Source organism: Clostridium neuense, from assembly GCF_045310695.1.
GTDB lineage: Bacteria > Bacillota > Clostridia > Clostridiales > Clostridiaceae > Clostridium_S > Clostridium_S neuense.
Window position 1 is genome coordinate 84818 of sequence record NZ_JBJIAA010000015.1, and the last position, 19455, is coordinate 104272.

Sequence of the window (19455 nt, forward strand, 5' to 3'; positions counted from 1 at the left end):
ACAGTTGATAGTTGACAGCTGAAGGAACAGTTTAAAAGAATCCTAATAAATCTTAGATTTATTAGGATTCTTTTAATGCGACGAAGCATTGTTACTTCGCCATTTCTTTGGATTTTTCAGTACATTTATCAACTGCTCCCATAACAGAAGCTCTAAAATTACTCTTTTCAAGGTAATATACTGCTTCTATTGTAGTTCCTCCAGGTGAGCATACTTGATCCTTAAGTTCTCCTGGGTGTTTTTTTGTTTCAAGTACCATTTTTGCTGCTCCTAAAACTGATTGAGCTGCAATTTTATATGCCTTTTCTCTTGGCATTCCTTGAAGCACAGCTCCATCTGCCATTGCTTCTATAAACATATAGACATAGGCTGGAGATGAACCACTAAGCCCAGTTATAACATCCATCAACCTTTCTTCTATAATCTCCGTTTTTCCAAAGGTATCAAATAAGTTTCTTATTAAATCGACTTCTTCTTCTTTTATATTATCAGATACACATAAAGCCGTCATAGCCTCTCCTACAAGTGCTGGAGTATTTGGCATAGTTCTTACTACCTTTACATCATCACTTTTGAAAAATAATCTTACTTTATCTATAGATATACCTGCTGCTATAGTTACAATTATGGCTCTTCTACTTACTTCGTCCTTTATTTCCTTAATTACATCACTATATTTATTTGGTTTTACGGCTAAAATTAATATATCCGAATTTAAAGCAACCTTTTTATTATCGTGAGTTACATTTACGCCGCATTCTCTTTTAATACTTTTAAGCTTTTCTTCGGAAGGATTGCTTACAAATATATTCTCCGGCGAAACATCCTTTGATTTAACAATCCCCTTTATCATTGCTTGTGCCATATTTCCGCATCCAATAAAACCTATTTTCTTCTCCAAAACTTATCACTCCTTGAAAATAATCAATTTTTTATGCTATAATCTAGAAATAAATATATACATGATTATACACCTATGTAGGATTATATAAAACTTATTTTATAAATAGAATTTAAATAGCGAAGGGGGCGTCAGTTATATAAGGACTAATCATAGAATTATATTATTGCATAAAACGGTATAATTTATGCAGTCACTTACATAACTAGTTCAAATGAATAATAGAGAAAATCATCTAGGCAAAGTACGGAAGGTAGTAATAAAAGTAGGCAGCTCAACTATAACTCATCCAAATGGTCTCCTAAATATATATCGAATAGAACATCTTGTAAGACAAATTTCAGATTTAAACAATAGGGGACTAGGAGTAGTCTTAGTAACCTCTGGAGCTATAGGTGCTGGCTTTAGGAAACTTGGATTTAACGAGAAACCAAAAAGCATTCCTGAAAAACAGGCTGCTGCTGCTGTTGGTCAAGGAATATTAATGCATACATATGAAAAGTTCTTTTCCGAATATGGTCAAACTGTAGCTCAAATTTTAATAAATAGAGAAGACATTTTTAATGAAGAAAGATTTGAAAATGCTCAAAATACTTTCTCCGAGCTTCTAAAAAAGGGAATCATTCCTATAGTAAACGAAAACGATGCTACAATAGTAGAAGAAATTAAATTTGGAGATAATGACACTTTATCAGCACATGTTGCTTCCCTTATAGGTGCAGATCTCCTTATTTTGCTATCAGATATTGACGGCTTATATAATTGTAATCCCCGAACTAATGAAAATGCATTTCTTATAAATGAAGTAGATGAAATAACAACTGATATAGAACATTCTGCTGAAGGAGCTGGCTCTGACCTTGGCACCGGTGGCATGTTTACAAAAATTCAAGCTGCTAAAATTGCAATTGAAGCAGGAGCCTCAATGATAATAGCTAACGGTGAAGCTCAAAATGTAGTAGTTGATATACTTAATTATAAAAATATAGGAACATTATTTATTTCACATCGTAACTAAAATATAGATAAATAAATCCCAAGTTTAAGTGTGGTTTATCTCTAGGAGGAATTTAAATGGATTTAAAAGATCACATTGTAGAAATGGCAGCACTATCAAAGCTCGCATCGAAAAAGTTATCTTATGCAGAAACAACTACTAAAAATAAAGCTCTTTTAATGATGAGCGATGCTATTCTAAATAATAAAGATTATCTGATATCTGAAAATGAAAGAGACATTAAACTTGCCAGAGAAAATGAGCTTTCTGAAGCTTTTATTGATAGGTTAACTCTAACAGAAAAAAGAATAAATGAGATGGCACAAGGTCTTAAGGATACAGCTGCACTCCCAGATCCAATTGGTGAAGTGGTAAAAATGTGGAAAAGACCTAACGGACTACAAATAGGTCAAACGAGAGTTCCTATTGGGGTAATAGGAATGATTTATGAATCCAGACCAAATGTAACTGTTGATGCAGCTGCTTTATGTATAAAATCTGGAAATGCAGTTATACTTAAGGGTGGCAAAGAGGCTTTAAATTCAAACCTTGCAATTACTAAAATCATAACTGATGCAGCAGCGAAGGCCGGTCTTCCTGATGGAAGCATACAGCTTATAGACGCTGGTGGCAGAGAAGCAGTAAACATACTAATGAGATTAAATGACTATATAGATGTAATTATACCAAGAGGCGGCGGAAACCTCATAAGAAATGTTGTCCAAAATTCAACAGTTCCAGTCATACAGACAGGAGTAGGAAACTGTCATGTTTATGTAGATAAAGCCGCTGATTTTAAAATGGCAGAAAACATAATTGTAAATGCAAAAGTACAGCGTCCATCTACCTGCAATGCTATGGAAACTTTACTCGTTCACAAGGATATCGCAAAGGATTTTTTACCTATCATGTGCGAAAAACTAGCTTCCCTTCACGTAGAAATAAGAGGCTGCGCTAAAACCAGTGCTATAGTTAAAACTGTAAAGATTATTCCCGCTACAGAAAAGGACTTTGCAACAGAGTTTTCAGATTTAATTCTTTCTGTAAAAGTAGTTGATTCCATAGATGAAGCTATTGATCACATATTCAAATATGGCACAAAACACTCAGAGGCCATAATAACAAATAATTATGCTAATTCTCAAAAATTTTTAGCTGAAGTAGATGCTGCTGCAGTTTATGTAAATGCTTCAACACGTTTTACTGACGGTGGGCAATTTGGCTTTGGTGGAGAAATCGGCATAAGCACTCAAAAACTTCATGCAAGAGGACCTATGGGACTCAATGAGCTTACAACTCTAAAGTATATTATATATGGAAATGGACAAATAAGAGAATAATATCAGTTGACAATTTGTAGAGAACAATTGATAGTTACAGGCTAACAGTTAAAAAGTTTATCAGTTTTTAAGTTAGGGGAGGAAACTTTATGCAAAAGGTTAAACTTGGTCAAGTAATTAGATTTCAAAGTGATCATTATATTTCTCTGGAAAAAGGCGGAAAGGTTCTAGTAAAAAAGGGCGATACTGCAAGGGTTATAAAAAAAGTCGATGAAAAGACTGGTCAAATAATGTACCTTACTGGACAAGCAAAAGGCAAATATCAAAACTTAATGCTAGATGTAGAAAATGACTTAGATGCAGATGCTATTGCAAAGCAAATACTTAATGATATCCAAAATGGGAACTAATAGTGTTTTGAAATATTTAATAAAATTAATAAATCTAAAGTAGCAAAATCTAAAAATACTTAGAGACTTCAATAAATCGCTATCGTTCAAACAAATTGAAATCTCTAAGTATTCTAAGATTTATCAACTTTTATTTAAATCATTTGAAAACACTATTAATTCCCTTAAAGATATCCCATAATTTTTAGTATAAACTTTCTAATCAATCTTTTTATACATAAACATTTTTTAATTATAAATTAATTCCACATTCCAAAGCGGCTGCTAGTAGTTTTTCTTTTTGTGATAAGCTATGTTTTCCAAATCCACGTGGCTGCCAGTTAGGTGAATCTAAATTATCAGCTGCATATAGAAATTGTGCAAATTTTACGTTTCTAAACTTGGCCACAGCAGCCATTGCTGAACATTCCATTTCAACACAAATGCATCCTTGCTTTTTTCTTTTTTCTACCTTTACCTTAGTTTCCCTGTACACTCCATCAGTAGTCCATGTCTTTCCAAGAACATATGGGTAATTTAATTTTTTTAAAACACCTTCAACTACTTCAATACATTCACCCTCTAATTTTATTTCATCAGATGCCGGTAGATAATGATAGCTTGTACCCTCATCACGAACAGCCGAAGTAGGAATCACAATGTGTCCATCTGCTATTTTATGATTCAATACTCCGCAAGATCCAAATAATATGAGTTTATTAAGCCCCATAGCTATAACTTCCTCAAAAGCTGCTACACAAGCTGGTGCACCAACCAAGGCTTTAAATACTGCTACTGGCTGTCCCTCATAAATAATTTTATAAATTGGTGATGCTCCATTTGCAGTAGTTATTTCACCAATTTGTTCTGTATTATCCCATTCTTTTAAACTTTCCATTAATTTTCCTGAGAACGTTGCTACTCCAATCTCGGGAAAATTATCAAGTTTCGTTATCGTCATCCAAGGTTCAAGAATTGCAGATTTATCCCAATCGAAATCATTTAAAATATTTTCCACTTTATACACTCACCTCTAAATATTTAATTAGGCTTGTTTGTATATTTCTTTTACATCCTTTAATCCTTGTATTATCTCTCTTTTCGAAAAATTATATTTAGAAAGCTTATCGTCACTCCAGCCACTTAATTCTTCATAAAATGATATTGCCGTCTTAAAATTTTCCTCTGATTTATTTGCTTCTATTGCTTCGAATATCATGTCTTCCGCTTCATTAATTTTACCATCACTTATGTATTTATTAACCATGAATCGAAGAAGATCATCCTCCGAAACCTTTACCTTATGATTTGCTTCATCCATGCAGTTGCCTATAGCATTTTTTTTCGAAAAAACAGTAACCATAAAATCCATTGCAGATTTTATCAATCTTAATATATAATCATTTTCTTCATTCACACAATTCACCCCCATAAATTATCCCATACAATGCAATAACATAAGTTGTCCATATAATTGCCTCAGAATAAGATACTTTTATTGCATGACTCATGCCTATAAAGCTATCAGAAATAATAAAAAATACCGCTCCAACTGCTGTTTTTAAGTATTTTTTATTATTTTTACATAAAGCTGCTGCCAATGAGGCCATAGTTGTTAAGCATATCCCATAAGCAAAAATACCAATTTGTAAACCTCCACTATTCTTCATATATCTAAGCTTTACTATCCATAATGCTATTAAAATTACATAATAAAATACTGCACTTATAAAAAATGCTTTATTAAAAACAATACCATTTTGGGCTCTTATAGTTCTTATATATCCTATTATAAAAATTATGTGTGCAATTGCAAACATGCCTCCACCAAATATAAATCCACCAGGAATAAATCCAGCAAGTGTTATATCACCCAAAAAACAAAATATCATTGCAATAAATATAAACTTACTATAAACGCTTCTTCTTTTCAAAAAAATGTATAATGCTGTTATTAAAAAAGTTATACTTATTAATACAACTATATATTTATTCATTTGTTTACCTTTGCCTAATATTATTCCAACCATAAGCACAACTATTTGAAATATGAACACCAAACTAATTCTGTAACTTTTTAATTTAAATGTAAAAAGCATAACTATCACTCCAAAGTTGAACTTTAATATATCTATTTTTTTTATTAAGTTCATTTAAAAATATGCTTGCATAACTTACCATCACTTTTTTAATATGAAATTTTACAATTATTCAATACTTTTTTAAGTGCATCTATATCACTTTGCTTTATTGGATTTCCCTTTAAATATAAAAAAGTTAAATTAGTTAAGTTTTTAAGTGCATCTACATTTTGAATATTATTATTACTAAGGTCTAAACTTTTTAAATTCGTTATGCCTCCCAATGCATCAATATTTGAAATATTATTATTTGCTAAACTTAAACTATTTAATTTTTTCAAATTACTTAACATACTTACATCAGAGATTTTATTATTATTTAAAGTTAACATTCTTAAATTTTGAACATCCTTTAACGGTTCAATATTTTCAATACAATTGCCATCCAATTGTAACTGTACTAAATTTTCAAAGTTTTCTATACCCGATAAATCTTTAATCTTCTTACTTTCATCAGTTGGCGAATACTCAATATTGTCAATATCTCTAATATCACTCACAAGAATATTCCCATCAGTTCTATTTAGCAGCTGCTTAATAGCTTGCTCAAGATTGCAATCTTTAAATTTAAGAACTGTATCCCCACTAACTCCATATTCATTCAAACTGCTTGTACACTTAGGATAATAATGAATAGACCACTCATGATCTTTTGCCATTTCACTATCACTTATATTAAAATACTCATAACTAACATCTTCTTCTATATCACTGTCATCCCAAGTTGTATCTAACTGATAGTTTTTTCCGCCTATTTGTACTATATTCCATGCATGACTCTCACCATTTACAGTTCCTACCACAACAATGCAATTAACCCCTGCCATATTAAGTAACAATTGAGTTGTGTACGCATATCCATTGCAAACTCCTGTTCCATTTATTAATATTCCATAAGGAGAGTAATCATCTTGTGGCACCGTATTTTTTACATAATTATAATAATCATATTTAGCATTTAAAACAATATAGTCATGAATTGCCTTTTCCTTCTGCAAATCTGACATTTCTGGTTTAATTATAGATTTTAAAATTTCTTTACATTTATTATAAACTGCACAGTACTGATTAAAATCACTCATATAATATGAACTTATTTTAAGGTCTTTTATTTGTTTTAAACATTCTACATCAACCGGCTCATTTTCGATGTCTAACAATCTTAGGTTACTTAACTTTGCCAATGCACTTACATCCTTTATAGGATTATCGCCTATATCTATCTCCTTTAAATTATGCAAATTTTGAAGCGGAGCTATATTTGTAATTTGATTTTTTTTTAAGCCTATATCCTCTAAGCTTGTAAATTCTTCTATTCCATCTAAAGAAACTATATTATCACCGTTGACATATAAATATGTCATTTTATCTACATCTTTTTTATATATAGTCCCATTAGGCTTTCCTATGGTATTTCGTACAGCTTTTTCCAAATTAATATCTTTAAATGTTACAACATCATCTTCATTGCTTTTTTTAATGCTAAAATTCATTGCAATTTCTTGCTTTATATTTTTATTTTGCTTAGAATGAACCTTACTTCCAATAATTAGCTTATACGTACTTCCTTCACTGTATCCTTCATCTGGTGGATTTACTTCAATTGTTTTACCATCACTTTCTATGCTCAAGGTTATATTTACCTTTGTTCCACTGCTATCCACTACTGTAATCCCCTGTTTTGACAAATCATCAAGGGAAACCTCTTGATTAAAGCATATTGTCCAAATTTTATTAGCTTGCACTATTTGATTGTCCTTGAAAGTTGCTGCTTTAACTTTAAATGTAGACAACATCAATATGATGATTGTACTTGCAATTATTATTATTTTTTTCATTTTACTTTATTACCTCTTTTACAATTAATATTACGCTTATAACTACACTAAGCTTGCTTACCATTTATACATATTATTATTCCATATATAGCGTCATTTCCCTCTAATTTGTATAAAATGTATTTAAACTGTAATCTATGTGAATAATTTATACTAAAAGCATTCTTAACACTAAAATTTAATGTAATTGCACACCATAAAAATAGAACTAAACCATTTTATGCGGTTTAGTTCTATTTTTATGCCATTCTTTATGTTTAAAACTCTGCTGAACCTGTAGTTCTTGGGAAAGGAATAACATCTCTTATATTAGACATACCTGTAAGGTACATTATCATTCTTTCAAATCCAAGTCCATAACCTGAATGCTTAGTTTCTCCATATTTTCTAAGCTCTAAGTACCACCAATAATCCTCTTTCTTAAGTCCTAATTCTTCCATTCTATGTTCTAGAACATCAAGTCTTTCTTCTCTTTGACTTCCTCCTATTATTTCTCCTATTCCAGGAACAAGAAGATCTGCGGCAGCTACTGTTTTATTGTCTTCATTCATTCTCATATAAAAGGCTTTTATGTCCTTTGGATAATCTGTTACAAATATTGGCTTCTTAAATACTTTTTCAGTTAAATATCTTTCATGCTCTGTTTGAAGGTCTATACCCCATTCAACAGGATATTCAAATTGCTCTCCAGATTTCTTAAGTATATCAACTGCTTCAGTGTAAGTAACTCTTCCAAAATCATTGCTTACAACATTATGAAGTCTTTCAAAAAGACCTTTATCAATAAACTTATTAAAGAACTCCATTTCCTCTGGTGCTTTTTCCATGACGTAATTTATTATGTACTTAACCATTGCTTCTGCAACATCCATGTAATCCTTAAGTTCTGCAAAAGCCATTTCAGGTTCTATCATCCAGAACTCTGCTGCATGTCTTGCAGTATTGGAATTTTCTGCTCTAAATGTTGGTCCAAAAGTATAAACATCTCTAAAAGCAAGTGCGAAGGTCTCAGCAGATAATTGACCACTTACAGTAAGATTCGTCTTTTTGCCAAAGAAATCTTTTGAATAATCAATTCCGCCCTCCTCATTCTTAGGTACATTATTTAAGTCCAGTGTTGTAACCTGAAACATCTCTCCAGCACCTTCTGCATCACTTGCAGTTAAGAGTGGAGTGTTCACATATACAAAATCCCTATCTTGGAAAAACTTATGTATTGCATAAGCCGCTAATGAACGAACTCTAAACACAGCTGAGAAGGTATTGCTTCTTGGCCTTAAATGTGCAATTGTTCTTAGATATTCTAAAGTATGCCTTTTCTTCTGAAGAGGATAATCATTATTTGATTTACCTAAAAGTTCAACTTTAGATGCATGAATTTCAAATGGTTGCTTTGCATCTGGAGTAAGCACAAATTCTCCTTCTATGTATACAGTGGAGCTTATAATGAATTTTGAAACTTCCTTAAAGTTAGAAAGCTTATCTTCAAAAACTACTTGAATGTTTTTAAAAAAGCTTCCATCATTTATTTCCATAAATCCAAAAGACTTAGAAGCTCTTATAGTTCTGACCCACCCAGAAACTTCAATAGTTTTTCCTGAATATTCTTCAGGTGATTTATAAATTTCTTTTACAATTACGTTTCCCATTATATTTCCTCCAATTTAATTATATATAAATTTTCATCAAAATTTTAATCACTATATTCTAATTTTATTACACGAATTATAATATCACAACCGTATTGTATGTCAACTAAATTATGAATTGTGGCCTTATTTTATTATTTATGTAATTTTTTATATCATATCACAATATACTTATAGAGGAAAAATTTTTTTGTTTTGGAAAGGAGTTTTGAATTTTATGAAGAATTCTAATAGTGCATAAATAATAAATAGTTTAAATCTTCTGATAAAGGAAGGCGATAATTTATACAAGAAATTTCCCGGAATAATTAAAATGTTCTAACAAAGGAGCGTGTATAACATGAATTCTTATTTTGTTATCTATGGCGTTGTAATTATTTCTATTTTAGCTATTATTTATTTTGCTAAATTCATTTTCAATCAAGACAAAGGCACAAAAAATATGCAAGAAATTTCAAATGCAATAAGCGAAGGTGCCATGGCTTTTCTTAAAAGGCAATATAGAACCATTGCAATGCTTTCTGTACTATTATTAGTTGTAATCGTTTTGGCGAATTACTTAGGAAACTCTTCTAAAGGCTCTTCCTCTGCACTTAGTATAGCCCTACGTACAGGTGTTGCTTTTATAGTTGGTGCTCTGTGTTCAGCACTCTCAGGCTATATTGGCATGTACATGGCTGTCAACTCTAACATAAGGGCTGCTGCTGGTGCAAAAAAAGGGCTTAATAAAGCACTTCAAATAGCTTTAAAAGGCGGTGCCGTTACCGGCCTTGCTGTTACTACTCTTTCCCTATTCGGTGTAGCCACTTTATTCTTACTTTACGGTGGTATGTCAAGCGACATCAATATAATTAAAGAAGCTCCATCTCTAATTGTAGGTTTTGGATTTGGTGCCTCCTTTGTCGCTCTTTTCGCACAACTTGGTGGTGGAATATACACAAAAGCCGCCGATGTAGGTGCCGATCTTGTTGGAAAAGTAGAAGCCGGAATACCTGAAGATGATCCTAGAAATCCTGCAGTTATAGCTGATCTTGTTGGCGATAACGTAGGCGACTGTGCCGGTAGAGGTGCTGATCTGTTTGAATCTACTGCCGCAGAAAACATAGGTGCAATGATTTTAGGTGTAGCCTTATATCCTGTGTTCGGAATAAAAGGTATATTATTTCCACTTGTTGCTCGTGCCTTGGGTATAATTACATCTATAATAGGCATATTTCTTGTTAAAGTTAAAGATGATAATGACGACCCTATGAAATCACTTGAAGTTGGATATGTTATAACATCTGTATTGAACCTAATTTTACTAATATTTGTTGTTAAATTTATGCTAAGTGGATTAAATGGCAATGTTAATTATTGGCTACTATACGGATGTGCTGTAACAGGTATAATTTTAAGTATTATATTTGTAGTAGTTACAAATTACTATACTTCAATAAACAAAAGGCCTGTAAAAGAAATATCAGAAGCATGTGAAACAGGTGCTGGCACAAATATTATTAAAGGTATATCTGTTGGAATGGAATCTACTGCATTACCAGTAGTATTTATATCTTTGGCTATATTTATAGCTTACAAGTTAGGTTCAGCTGCACTCCCTGGAGTAGCAAATGCAGGTCTTTATGGAACAGCTATAGCCACTATGGGAATGCTTTCAAGTTGTGCTTATATACTTGCAATGGACACTTTCGGGCCTATCACAGACAATGCAGGTGGAATAACTGAAATGTCTGGAGCTCCTGAAGAAATAAGAACTATAACAGACAGACTTGATGCCTGTGGTAATACAACAAAAGCTCTTACAAAGGGATATGCTGTTGGTTCAGCTGCTCTTGCTACCTTCTTATTATTCTCCGCTTATCTAGATGAAGTTAAAAAAATCCTTGGCAAACCTCTAAGCTCATGGTTTGCTATAGATATTGGAAAACCAGAAGTATTTATAGCTGCTTTTATAGGTGCTATGATAGTCTTTCTCTTTAGCTCTACTGCTATAAGAGCCGTAGGCAATGCAGCTCAATACGTAATTTTGGAAGTAAGAAGACAGTTTAAAGAGATACCTGGAATAATGGAAGGAAAAGCAAAGCCTGATTATGCAAAATGTGTTGACATAGTTACTAAAGGTGCCTTAAAAGAAATGATCCTTCCTGGAATAATAGTTGTAATTACTCCTATTGTTATAGGCATTCTTTTAGGTAAAGAGGCAGCAGGTGGCTTCCTTCTCGTAACTACTATAGCTGGTGTAGTCATGGCATTATTCTTAAATAATGGTGGTGGTGCATGGGACAATGCTAAAAAGCTTATTGAACTTGGAGCACATGGAGGTAAAAACTCTGAAGCTCACAAAGCAGCTGTTGTGGGTGATACCGTTGGTGATCCATTTAAAGATACTGCCGGTCCTTCACTTCACGTATTAATAAAGCTTGTAAGTACTTTAACATTAGTATTTATATCATTATTTAGGTAACAAATGAGAATTAACAGTATTTTGGAACATTAAATAGAATCAATAAATCTAAAGAACCTAATCATTAAAAAACTAAGAACTTTCAATAACTCGCTGAAAAAATGCTCAGACAATTGAAAGTTCTAAGTCTTTTAATGATTACGCTCTAAGATTTATAAGATTTTATTTAAACTGTTCCTTCAATACCGTTACTTCTCACTTACTAATATTAAATGAAAAAATTCCTCCGTGCCTACGGAATTTTAAATTAACTCAGATTCATTATTATACATATAATATAAATTTATTAAAAAACATATACACGGAGAGATATGCTATGAGTACTACTGGAACATTCCTTATTATATTAATAATATTATATATTTTTTTATGCTATGTTGTAAAAATTATTGAATCCAATCTTAAAAAAAATATAATGTTATATGTAATTTTACTATTTCTAATTACTTCAGTCGTAATTTATGCTTTTATTTACTTCTTACATTATGATGGCTGTGGAGGTTTTATATTTATATTCACTTTTTCAGTAGGTTTGCTTCTAGGAATCTTTACGCTTATAGAGAAGCTATACAAAAGATTTAAAACATCTGAAAGAAAATGATAAGTCCAGTTAGGAGACAATTCTGTGTAGCACGAAAAAACTGGTTCCGTTAATTAAGCACACTTAGTAAGTTTAGCTGATGAAATATCACACAAAATTAGTTACTGGATAAATATATTATTTTTTCCTTGCACTACCGTTAAGGCGAAGTAGCAATGCTAAGGGAACAGTTTAAAAAAATTCTAATAAATCTTGGTAAAAAAATCATAAAATACTTAGAGGTTTCAATTTGTCTGAGCGTATGCGAGTAAACATACACGGGGCATGGGCTTTGCCCATTATCCTTCTATAACCAAAAGCAAGCACTCGCTTAGAATCACCACTTAGATTTATAGAATTTATTATCAAGAGTGGTTTTATATTGTTCTAGAATGATAATGGGCTTAAGCCCAAACCCCGCATATGTGTATGTGACGAAGCATTATTACTTCGCCATTTTGACAACCATCCTTTTTTGTGCTAATATAACTCATATGAAATTTTATACATATTATTGAATATTTATTCAAAGTGTTTATGTAACGAGGGGGACAAAAAATGAAAACAAAATTTGTTAAAGCATTGCTTATATCGCTAGCATGCATAACTGCACTTACTTTTTCTGGTTGTGGAACTTCTTCAGCTAATACAAGCTCCAAAGGTTCTTCTAAAAAAGTTATAAATATAGGAATAATGAATGCTCCAAGTGCTTTTAACCCACTAGATACTGCTGATTCAGCGCAAACCTATATGACAGAAATACTTTTTAGACCTTTAATGGATCTTGATTCTAATTTAAAATTTATACCTGCACTTGCAGACTCTATAACTACAACTGATAATAAAACATTTACTGTAAACTTAAATAAAAAGGCAAAATGGACAGATGGACAGCCTGTTACTGCAGATGACCTCATGTTTACTATAGGCTTAATCACAAATCCTAAGGTTACTTCTTCACTAGCCTCTCAGCTAAATATGCTTGCCGGACTCGATGACAGCGGTAAAAATACATCTGGCAAAGAAGATTTTGCTGGTGCAAAAAAAATTGATGACCACACAATAGCTTTAGTTACAAAACAGCCTGTAGACAATACCATATTTAATGATTTAATCAGTCAATATTTAAGAGCAGTTCCAAAGCACATGCTAAAGGATGTTGCTCCAGATCAAATATTTAAAGCAGCATTTTTCCAAAATCCTACTGTAACTGATGGTCCTTTTAAATTTTCTACATATAAAAAAGATCAGTACGTCCAATTAGCTGCTAACAAAAATTATTTTAGAGATACACCAAAGCTTTCTGAAATTAATTTCAAAATAATGCAGGGAACTGAAATAACTATACAACTTCAAAGTGGAGAAATTGATATGAATGAACCTAATATAGGTGTGGTTCCAACAGATGATGTTTCAAAAATTAAAGCTATGAAAAATATAACTACTGAAAAGACACTAACAAATACACTTCAAGTACTAGAATTAAATAATAAAACAATTACTGATGCAAAAATAAGAAAGGCTATATCTTACGCTATAAATAGGCAGCAAATTGTAAAAAGCCTTCTTAAAGGTTCTGGAGAAGAAGCAGTAGGACCTTATACAAAATCAAGTAAATTTTATGACGAGAATGTTAATTTCCCTAGCTACAATAAAGAAAAAGCAAAAGAACTTTTAAAAGAAGCAAATTGGAATTCAAGCAAAGTACTAAAATTTAATGTTCCAACTGGAAACACAGTACGTGAACAAGCGGCGAACATCATACAACAAAATCTTCAAGATGTAGGAATAAAAGTTGAAATCCAAAAATACGATTTTGTTACTACTTTAAACCTCGCAAAAAAGCATCAATTTGACATATGCTTTATGGGACTTTTAATAGATCCCGTAAATCCTGACTTTACTCAAAATATAGGAACTGGACAGCTTATGAACCTAAGTGCCTACAGTAGTCCTGAAATAGATAATCTTCTTGCAACAGGTAAAGTAACAGTTGATGCTTCAAAAAGAAAAGAAGTATACAATAAACTCCAAGAAATTTACTCTAATGATTTTCCTCTTTGTAGTGTATATGCTCCTCAAGATATAGGTGCTGTAAATAAAAGAGTTATAAATGCAAAACCAGTATCCTTTGGCATGTATGCAAATACCGAAAAGTGGGACGTTGCAAAGTAACAGTATCTTGGAACATTAAATAAAATCAATAAATCTAAGGGGAATATTATTAAAATCCTAAGAAGTTTCAATAACTCACTATCGTTGAAACAGATTGAAACTTCCAAGCCTTTTAATGATATTCCACTAAGATTTATAAGATTTTATTTAAACTGTTCCTTCAATACTGTTACTTTGCATTTTTTTCATGCTGCAAAAGCCATTCCTTTCTCCATAGTCCCCCAGCATATCCCACAAGTTTTCCGCTGACACCTATAACTCTGTGGCAGGGTATTATTATTGCTATTTTATTTTTATTGTTTGCATTTCCAACAGCTCTTGATGCTTTTTCATTTCCAATTGACTTTGCAACTTCTCCGTAAGTTACAACTTTTCCATATGGTATTTTCATGAGTTCTCTCCAAACCTTTTTTTGAAAATCTGTACCATCTAAAAATAAATTCAAATTAAATTCCTTTCTTTTGCCTTTAAAATATTCATGAAGTTCCTTTAAAGTTTCTGAAAGTAATTCTGACTCTGAAGCTTCCTTATCTTTTTCAGCCACAAAATCTAAGCCGAGTACATTATCCTCATCTGCTGATATTTTTATAAGTCCAATTTCTGATTCATAATAAGCAAATTTCATATTGTTTTATTACCTTTCTCATAAAAATTAATATAATTATATACTACTTTAAGGGAATATTCTATAATATAAAAAACTACACTTAAATCAGTGCACAATGATGGTTGCTTTGTCTAATATAAGGAAAAAAATCAACCTTAACTGTGCATTGTAAACTAAACAAATATTACTTGTAAATCCTACTTAAAATATTTTAAAACTTTCATGTGATTTTAACATGCATAAAAAAGGGGGCACTTTAATGAATAATTTATCAGTAAAAGAATTTGCATCAAGTTTAAACAAATTAGTTGTATACAGAGAATTATTAAAAGATCCTATTATCACCATTTTAAAAAGACTAATTGATGAAGTTTGCTTAGCTAATGGAAACAAAGATGAAATTATAAATCTTTATTATGAATTAAACTATAACTTAATTTCTTGCTCTGAGAAATCGGGTTTAAACGGAAATTTATTAAAATCATACATGATAGATTCCATAGTAAAATCCAAAAATTTCTTTACAAAAGCTTGTGAAAAATATGGGATAAATATAGAAAAAAGTCTTTACAATGCAGCATTAAACGATATGGAAATATTATATAAGCTTACTAAGCTGGATTTAAGAAAAATTTTCGATTTAGATGACAGCTTAACTCAAAATTACATTCCAACTTTAAACAAGGCACCTATAGGTATGTTCGAAAATCAAAAGGCTGGTATTATAAATTCTACTTCACCTAAAGAAATGCTTAATAACGTTATAAAATATTATTTTGAAATAGGCTCTGGTGAAATGTCTGACCATATAGCTTTTATGTGGAGAGATGGCCTTGTTGGTGTTAAAGATTATGATTACGTAGAATTCTCTGACATTGTAGGGTATGAATATCAAAAGGAAACTCTTATCAAAAATACTGAAGCTTTTGTATGCGGACGCTCTGCAAATAATGTTCTATTAATAGGTGCTCGGGGAACCGGAAAATCTTCTTCTGTAAAAGCACTAGTTACGGAATACTATGAAAAAGGTCTTAGGCTTATTGAGATAACAAAAAATCAACTTTTATGCTTTCCAGAAATACTTATGGAACTTAAAAGCCGTGGAAAATACTTTATTGTATTTATAGATGATCTTTCCTTTGAAGAAGGAGAAATTGAATACAAACAAATGAAATCTTTTCTTGATGGAGGTATAGAAAAAATCCCTTCTAATGTTTTAGTTTATGCTACTTCTAATAGGAGGCACTTAATAAAAGAAACCTGGAATGATAGAACTCAAGTTGGAGAAGAAGAAATTCACAGTTCAGATACTGTAAACGAGAAATTATCCCTTTCAGATAGATTTGGTATAAAACTTACTTACATATCCCCAAATCAAAATGAATACTTTAAAATAGTTGAAGAACTAGCTAAAAAGCACAATTTAAATATTCCTGTAGAAACTTTAAGAAGTGAAGCTGTAAAATGGGCGGCTTCTCAAAATGGACGTTCTGGAAGAACAGCTAAGCAATTTATAAACTCAATATCAGAATAAGTAGACACGAGCATAGTGAAATAATTTTAAGCATGTTCACTATGCTCTATATAAACTATTCTCATTATTTAATTATATCATTAGCAGCATTTGAATTTACTTCTTCCACAAAGGCATTACCTCTTCTGTAATTGATGCCTGCATTTGTGCTATCTCATTTACACTTTCAATATTTCGAACTATTTTCTCAATAGAAGCATTCATATCTTGTACACTCTTTTCAATCTGCTTAACTGCATTAGAACTACTTAAGGATAATTTTCTAATTTCTTGAGCTACAACGCCAAGCCCTAAACCTTCTTTACCACTTCCAGCAGATTTTTTCTAAAAATAAAAACCAACATTATAATTTAATGTTAGTTTTTATTTTAGTATATAGCGAAGCTAGCTCAACTTCAAACTATACATGCACCATAATCCATTGAATATTGGCATTTTGGTGCAAATAAATTTCAAGCTTCAAGGTGGTTCATCTTTAGTTCAATTTTAATTATCAATCTTGCTATCCTTATTTGGGTTGCTAACCTTTGACATTATCTCTGGGATCATTTTAAGAAGTTTATCTAAATTTTCTTTTTTTCTTATAGGAAGCATAGTTACTTCACCATTTTTTATTACAGCAATGGCATTCGGACTAATCCTTGCCCCAATAGCAACCACTCTGTCTTTTTTATTATTATAAACCCTTCTACCTTTTGGTATGTCACATCCTAAAATGACCTTACTTATGGGTACTAATATAACTTTTCCAATAGTTATTGGCTTTCCAATAACCACTTCGGTTTTTAAGGATTTTTCATATCGTATAAATAGACTATCTAAATCTCTTTTTATATCAATTTCCATTTAATTTTCCTCCATAAGCCAACTAACATCCATGCTTAACCTTTTTATCTATTAATTATATCCACAAAATGAATATTTAACCAAATATATTAGCCGTCAATGGAAGTAATGATATAAAGTTTCTCTTCTTCCTTAACTGTTGTACGGTTTAACTGCAAACCTAACCATACTTATTATAAGCAATATTCCTCCTATAGAAAATAGGCAAGCTACGTCTTTAACAAGATACTCAAAACCTACTCCCTTCGTTATTATTCCTCTTAGTATATCAATAAAATAAGTAAGAGGCAAAATACTACTTATAACCTGAACAAATTTAGGCATAGCTTCTATTGGGAAAACAAAGCCTGAAAGAAGAACACTTGGAAGAAGTACTAGTATTGTAAGCTGCATAGCCTGAAGCTGCGTCTTTGAAATTGTAGATATTAAAATCCCTATAGCAAGTGCACATATTACAAAACCAGCGCCAAGCAGTAGTAGTAATGGCAAGCTTCCATTTATAGGTACCTTAAACCACACAAGTCCTAGAACAAGTGAAAATAAGAAATCTACAAAGCCTATAAAAATATATGGTACAAGTTTGCCAAAAATAATTTCCGGAGATTTAAGTGGTGAAACTGTTAGCTGTTCAATTGTACCCCTTTCACGCTCCCTTACTAATGCAAATGCTGTTAAAAGTATAGTAATGTTCTGCATTATAAGTCCTATTAAACCTGGTATTGTAAAGTTTTGATTTTTTAAATCTGGATTATATAGTACCTTTGTATTCACATTAACTCCACCATTTGATACCCTAAAATTAGCCTTTTCATTTAATTCTTGAAGCTTACCTATTCCATACTGTTGTCCCGATAAAACTCCGCTGCTAAAAACTGTTCTCGCTGTTGTTGGGTCTGAGCCATCAACTAAGAGCTGTACATTAGTTTTTTCTTTATTTTGAAGCTTTGTGCTAAAATCCGGAGGAATAATTAAAGCTGAATGCACCTTTCCTTTATCAATATCTTCATTTACTTTATCAATATTGTGCTCCCTTGAAACTACATTAAAATACCCTGTATTTTGAAAGCTTTGTATAAGTTCTCTACTTTCTGTTGTATCACTTTGGTCAATTACGGACATTGATATATTGCTAAGTTCCGTGTTAACTGCATATCCAAATAAAAGTATCATAACTATCGGCATCATAATTGCAATTCCAAAACTAGCCTTATCACGTTTAAGTTGAATTACTTCTTTCTTTACTATAGAAAAAAATCTTTGCATATTCACTTTTATTCCCCCTTTCCTATCATCTTTTTAAGTTCTTCAAAGGAGTTCTCTACTTTTTCATTAGTAGTTCTCTCAACATACCTTATGAATACATCTTCCACATTTTTAACTCCTTCTCTTTCTATTAATTCTTTTGGAGTACCTGTAGCCATAAGCTTGCTATTAAATATAAAGGCAAGCATATCACAGCTAGCAGCTTCATCCATGTAATGAGTTGTCACAAGTACTGTTATACCTTCCTTTGCAAGAGTAAATATCATCTCCCAAAATATTCTTCTAGACACTGGGTCAACAGCTGAGGTTGGCTCATCTAAAATTAATATTTCTGGTCTATGAATAAGCGCGCAGCCAAGTGCAAGTCTCTGCTTCCAGCCTCCCGATAAATTACCTGTTATATTGTGCTCCCTTCCGTTAAGTCCAGCCATACTCACAATATATTTCTTTCTTTCATCTCTTTCTTTTTTATTAAGTCCATAAATTCCAGCATAAAAATTCAAATTTTCATCTACAGTTAAATCCTCATATAAACTAAATTTTTGAGACATATATCCTATTTTAGCCTTTACTTCTGCTTTAGATTTTCTTACATCATTTCCAAGTACATATGCGGTTCCGCTTGTAGGGGTTAAAACTCCACACAGCATCTTTATAACAGTAGATTTTCCAGAACCATTAGGACCTATAAATCCGTATACCTTACCCGTAGGTACATTAAAACTTATATTATCTACTGCCGTAAAGCTTCCAAATCTTTTAGTTAGACCCTTTATTTCTATAGCATTCAT

The 19455-nt window shown here is 31.7% G+C and carries 16 protein-coding genes and 1 pseudogene; 6 read left to right on the forward strand and 11 right to left on the reverse strand.

Annotated elements, in window-relative coordinates; all coding sequences use genetic code 11:
• Positions 1–91: 91 nt before the first annotated feature.
• A complete protein-coding gene (gene proC / locus ACJDT4_RS17330; protein ID WP_406788835.1) occupies positions 92–901 on the reverse strand; it encodes a pyrroline-5-carboxylate reductase in 810 nt (269 codons plus the stop codon).
• A gap of 214 nt (positions 902–1115) precedes the next feature.
• Between proC and proB the strand changes: the two genes are divergently transcribed.
• The 3 genes from proB (at position 1116) to ACJDT4_RS17345 (ending at position 3588) form a co-directional block, all read left to right on the forward strand.
• Entirely contained in the window at positions 1116–1919 is an 804-nt protein-coding gene (proB, locus tag ACJDT4_RS17335; RefSeq protein ID WP_406788836.1) for a glutamate 5-kinase, read from the forward strand.
• A gap of 56 nt (positions 1920–1975) precedes the next feature.
• Positions 1976–3238 carry a glutamate-5-semialdehyde dehydrogenase gene (locus ACJDT4_RS17340; protein WP_406788837.1) on the forward strand — a complete coding sequence of 421 codons (1263 nt, stop codon included), beginning with the start codon at positions 1976–1978 and terminating at the stop codon, positions 3236–3238.
• 89 nt (positions 3239–3327) lie between these two features.
• Positions 3328–3588 (forward strand): hypothetical protein, encoded by a 261-nt coding sequence (locus ACJDT4_RS17345; protein ID WP_406788838.1) that lies wholly within the window; start codon positions 3328–3330, stop codon positions 3586–3588.
• 232 nt (positions 3589–3820) lie between these two features.
• Here the strand turns inward: ACJDT4_RS17345 and ACJDT4_RS17350 are convergent, their stop codons facing one another.
• The 5 genes from ACJDT4_RS17350 to asnS all read right to left on the reverse strand — a co-directional run bounded on the left by ACJDT4_RS17350 (position 3821) and on the right by asnS (position 9195).
• Positions 3821–4585 carry a nucleoside phosphorylase gene (locus tag ACJDT4_RS17350; RefSeq protein WP_406788839.1) on the reverse strand — a complete coding sequence of 255 codons (765 nt, stop codon included), beginning with the start codon at positions 4583–4585 and terminating at the stop codon, positions 3821–3823.
• Between the two features lie 27 nt (positions 4586–4612).
• Entirely contained in the window at positions 4613–4984 is a 372-nt protein-coding gene (locus ACJDT4_RS17355; RefSeq protein ID WP_406788840.1) for a DUF6483 family protein, read from the reverse strand.
• Complete coding sequence (locus tag ACJDT4_RS17360; RefSeq protein WP_406788841.1) at positions 4977–5666, reverse strand: lysoplasmalogenase family protein; 690 nt, start codon at positions 5664–5666, stop codon at positions 4977–4979. The genes ACJDT4_RS17355 and ACJDT4_RS17360 overlap by 8 nt, the downstream gene beginning before the upstream one ends.
• 89 nt (positions 5667–5755) lie before the next feature.
• On the reverse strand, positions 5756–7546 hold the full coding sequence (locus ACJDT4_RS17365) for a leucine-rich repeat domain-containing protein (protein WP_406788842.1): 1791 nt from the start codon (positions 7544–7546) through the stop codon (positions 5756–5758).
• Positions 7547–7803: 257 nt separating this feature from the next.
• On the reverse strand, positions 7804–9195 hold the full coding sequence (gene asnS / locus ACJDT4_RS17370) for an asparagine--tRNA ligase (RefSeq protein ID WP_406788843.1): 1392 nt from the start codon (positions 9193–9195) through the stop codon (positions 7804–7806).
• A gap of 340 nt (positions 9196–9535) precedes the next feature.
• Here asnS and ACJDT4_RS17375 point away from each other — a divergent pair, with 340 nt between their 5' ends.
• Both ACJDT4_RS17375 and ACJDT4_RS17380 read left to right on the forward strand, forming a co-directional pair.
• Entirely contained in the window at positions 9536–11659 is a 2124-nt protein-coding gene (locus ACJDT4_RS17375) for a sodium-translocating pyrophosphatase (RefSeq protein ID WP_406788844.1), read from the forward strand.
• A gap of 1138 nt (positions 11660–12797) precedes the next feature.
• On the forward strand, positions 12798–14414 hold the full coding sequence (locus tag ACJDT4_RS17380) for an ABC transporter substrate-binding protein (protein ID WP_406788845.1): 1617 nt from the start codon (positions 12798–12800) through the stop codon (positions 14412–14414).
• Between the two features lie 169 nt (positions 14415–14583).
• Here the strand turns inward: ACJDT4_RS17380 and ACJDT4_RS17385 are convergent, their stop codons facing one another.
• On the reverse strand, positions 14584–15039 hold the full coding sequence (locus tag ACJDT4_RS17385) for a methylated-DNA--[protein]-cysteine S-methyltransferase (protein WP_406788846.1): 456 nt from the start codon (positions 15037–15039) through the stop codon (positions 14584–14586).
• Between the two features lie 241 nt (positions 15040–15280).
• Between ACJDT4_RS17385 and ACJDT4_RS17390 the strand changes: the two genes are divergently transcribed.
• Entirely contained in the window at positions 15281–16555 is a 1275-nt protein-coding gene (locus tag ACJDT4_RS17390; protein ID WP_406788847.1) for an ATP-binding protein, read from the forward strand.
• Positions 16556–16651: 96 nt separating this feature from the next.
• On the opposite strand, the pseudogene ACJDT4_RS17395 reads toward ACJDT4_RS17390, so the two are convergent.
• The 4 genes and pseudogenes from ACJDT4_RS17395 to ACJDT4_RS17410 form a co-directional block, all read right to left on the reverse strand.
• Positions 16652–16858 (reverse strand): annotated as a pseudogene (locus ACJDT4_RS17395) (methyl-accepting chemotaxis protein); the annotation flags it as partial.
• Positions 16859–17041: 183 nt separating this feature from the next.
• Positions 17042–17401 (reverse strand): GerW family sporulation protein, encoded by a 360-nt coding sequence (locus ACJDT4_RS17400; RefSeq protein ID WP_406788848.1) that lies wholly within the window; start codon positions 17399–17401, stop codon positions 17042–17044.
• A gap of 132 nt (positions 17402–17533) precedes the next feature.
• Positions 17534–18664 (reverse strand): ABC transporter permease, encoded by a 1131-nt coding sequence (locus ACJDT4_RS17405; protein WP_406788899.1) that lies wholly within the window; start codon positions 18662–18664, stop codon positions 17534–17536.
• 8 nt (positions 18665–18672) lie between these two features.
• Complete coding sequence (locus ACJDT4_RS17410) at positions 18673–19455, reverse strand: ABC transporter ATP-binding protein (RefSeq protein WP_406788849.1); 783 nt, start codon at positions 19453–19455, stop codon at positions 18673–18675.

Coding starts and splice junctions, on each gene's coding strand:
- proB (WP_406788836.1), top strand. CDS start 1,116: ATGAATAATAGAGAAAATCATCTAGGCAAAGTACGGAAGGTAGTAATA.
- ACJDT4_RS17340 (WP_406788837.1), top strand. CDS start 1,976: ATGGATTTAAAAGATCACATTGTAGAAATGGCAGCACTATCAAAGCTC.
- ACJDT4_RS17345 (WP_406788838.1), top strand. CDS start 3,328: ATGCAAAAGGTTAAACTTGGTCAAGTAATTAGATTTCAAAGTGATCAT.
- ACJDT4_RS17360 (WP_406788841.1), bottom strand. CDS start 5,666: ATGCTTTTTACATTTAAATTAAAAAGTTACAGAATTAGTTTGGTGTTC.
- ACJDT4_RS17365 (WP_406788842.1), bottom strand. CDS start 7,546: ATGAAAAAAATAATAATAATTGCAAGTACAATCATCATATTGATGTTG.
- asnS (WP_406788843.1), bottom strand. CDS start 9,195: ATGGGAAACGTAATTGTAAAAGAAATTTATAAATCACCTGAAGAATAT.
- ACJDT4_RS17375 (WP_406788844.1), top strand. CDS start 9,536: ATGAATTCTTATTTTGTTATCTATGGCGTTGTAATTATTTCTATTTTA.
- ACJDT4_RS17380 (WP_406788845.1), top strand. CDS start 12,798: ATGAAAACAAAATTTGTTAAAGCATTGCTTATATCGCTAGCATGCATA.
- ACJDT4_RS17385 (WP_406788846.1), bottom strand. CDS start 15,039: ATGAAATTTGCTTATTATGAATCAGAAATTGGACTTATAAAAATATCA.
- ACJDT4_RS17390 (WP_406788847.1), top strand. CDS start 15,281: ATGAATAATTTATCAGTAAAAGAATTTGCATCAAGTTTAAACAAATTA.
- ACJDT4_RS17400 (WP_406788848.1), bottom strand. CDS start 17,401: ATGGAAATTGATATAAAAAGAGATTTAGATAGTCTATTTATACGATAT.
- ACJDT4_RS17405 (WP_406788899.1), bottom strand. CDS start 18,664: ATGCAAAGATTTTTTTCTATAGTAAAGAAAGAAGTAATTCAACTTAAA.
- ACJDT4_RS17410 (WP_406788849.1), bottom strand. CDS start 19,455: ATGAATGCTATAGAAATAAAGGGTCTAACTAAAAGATTTGGAAGCTTT.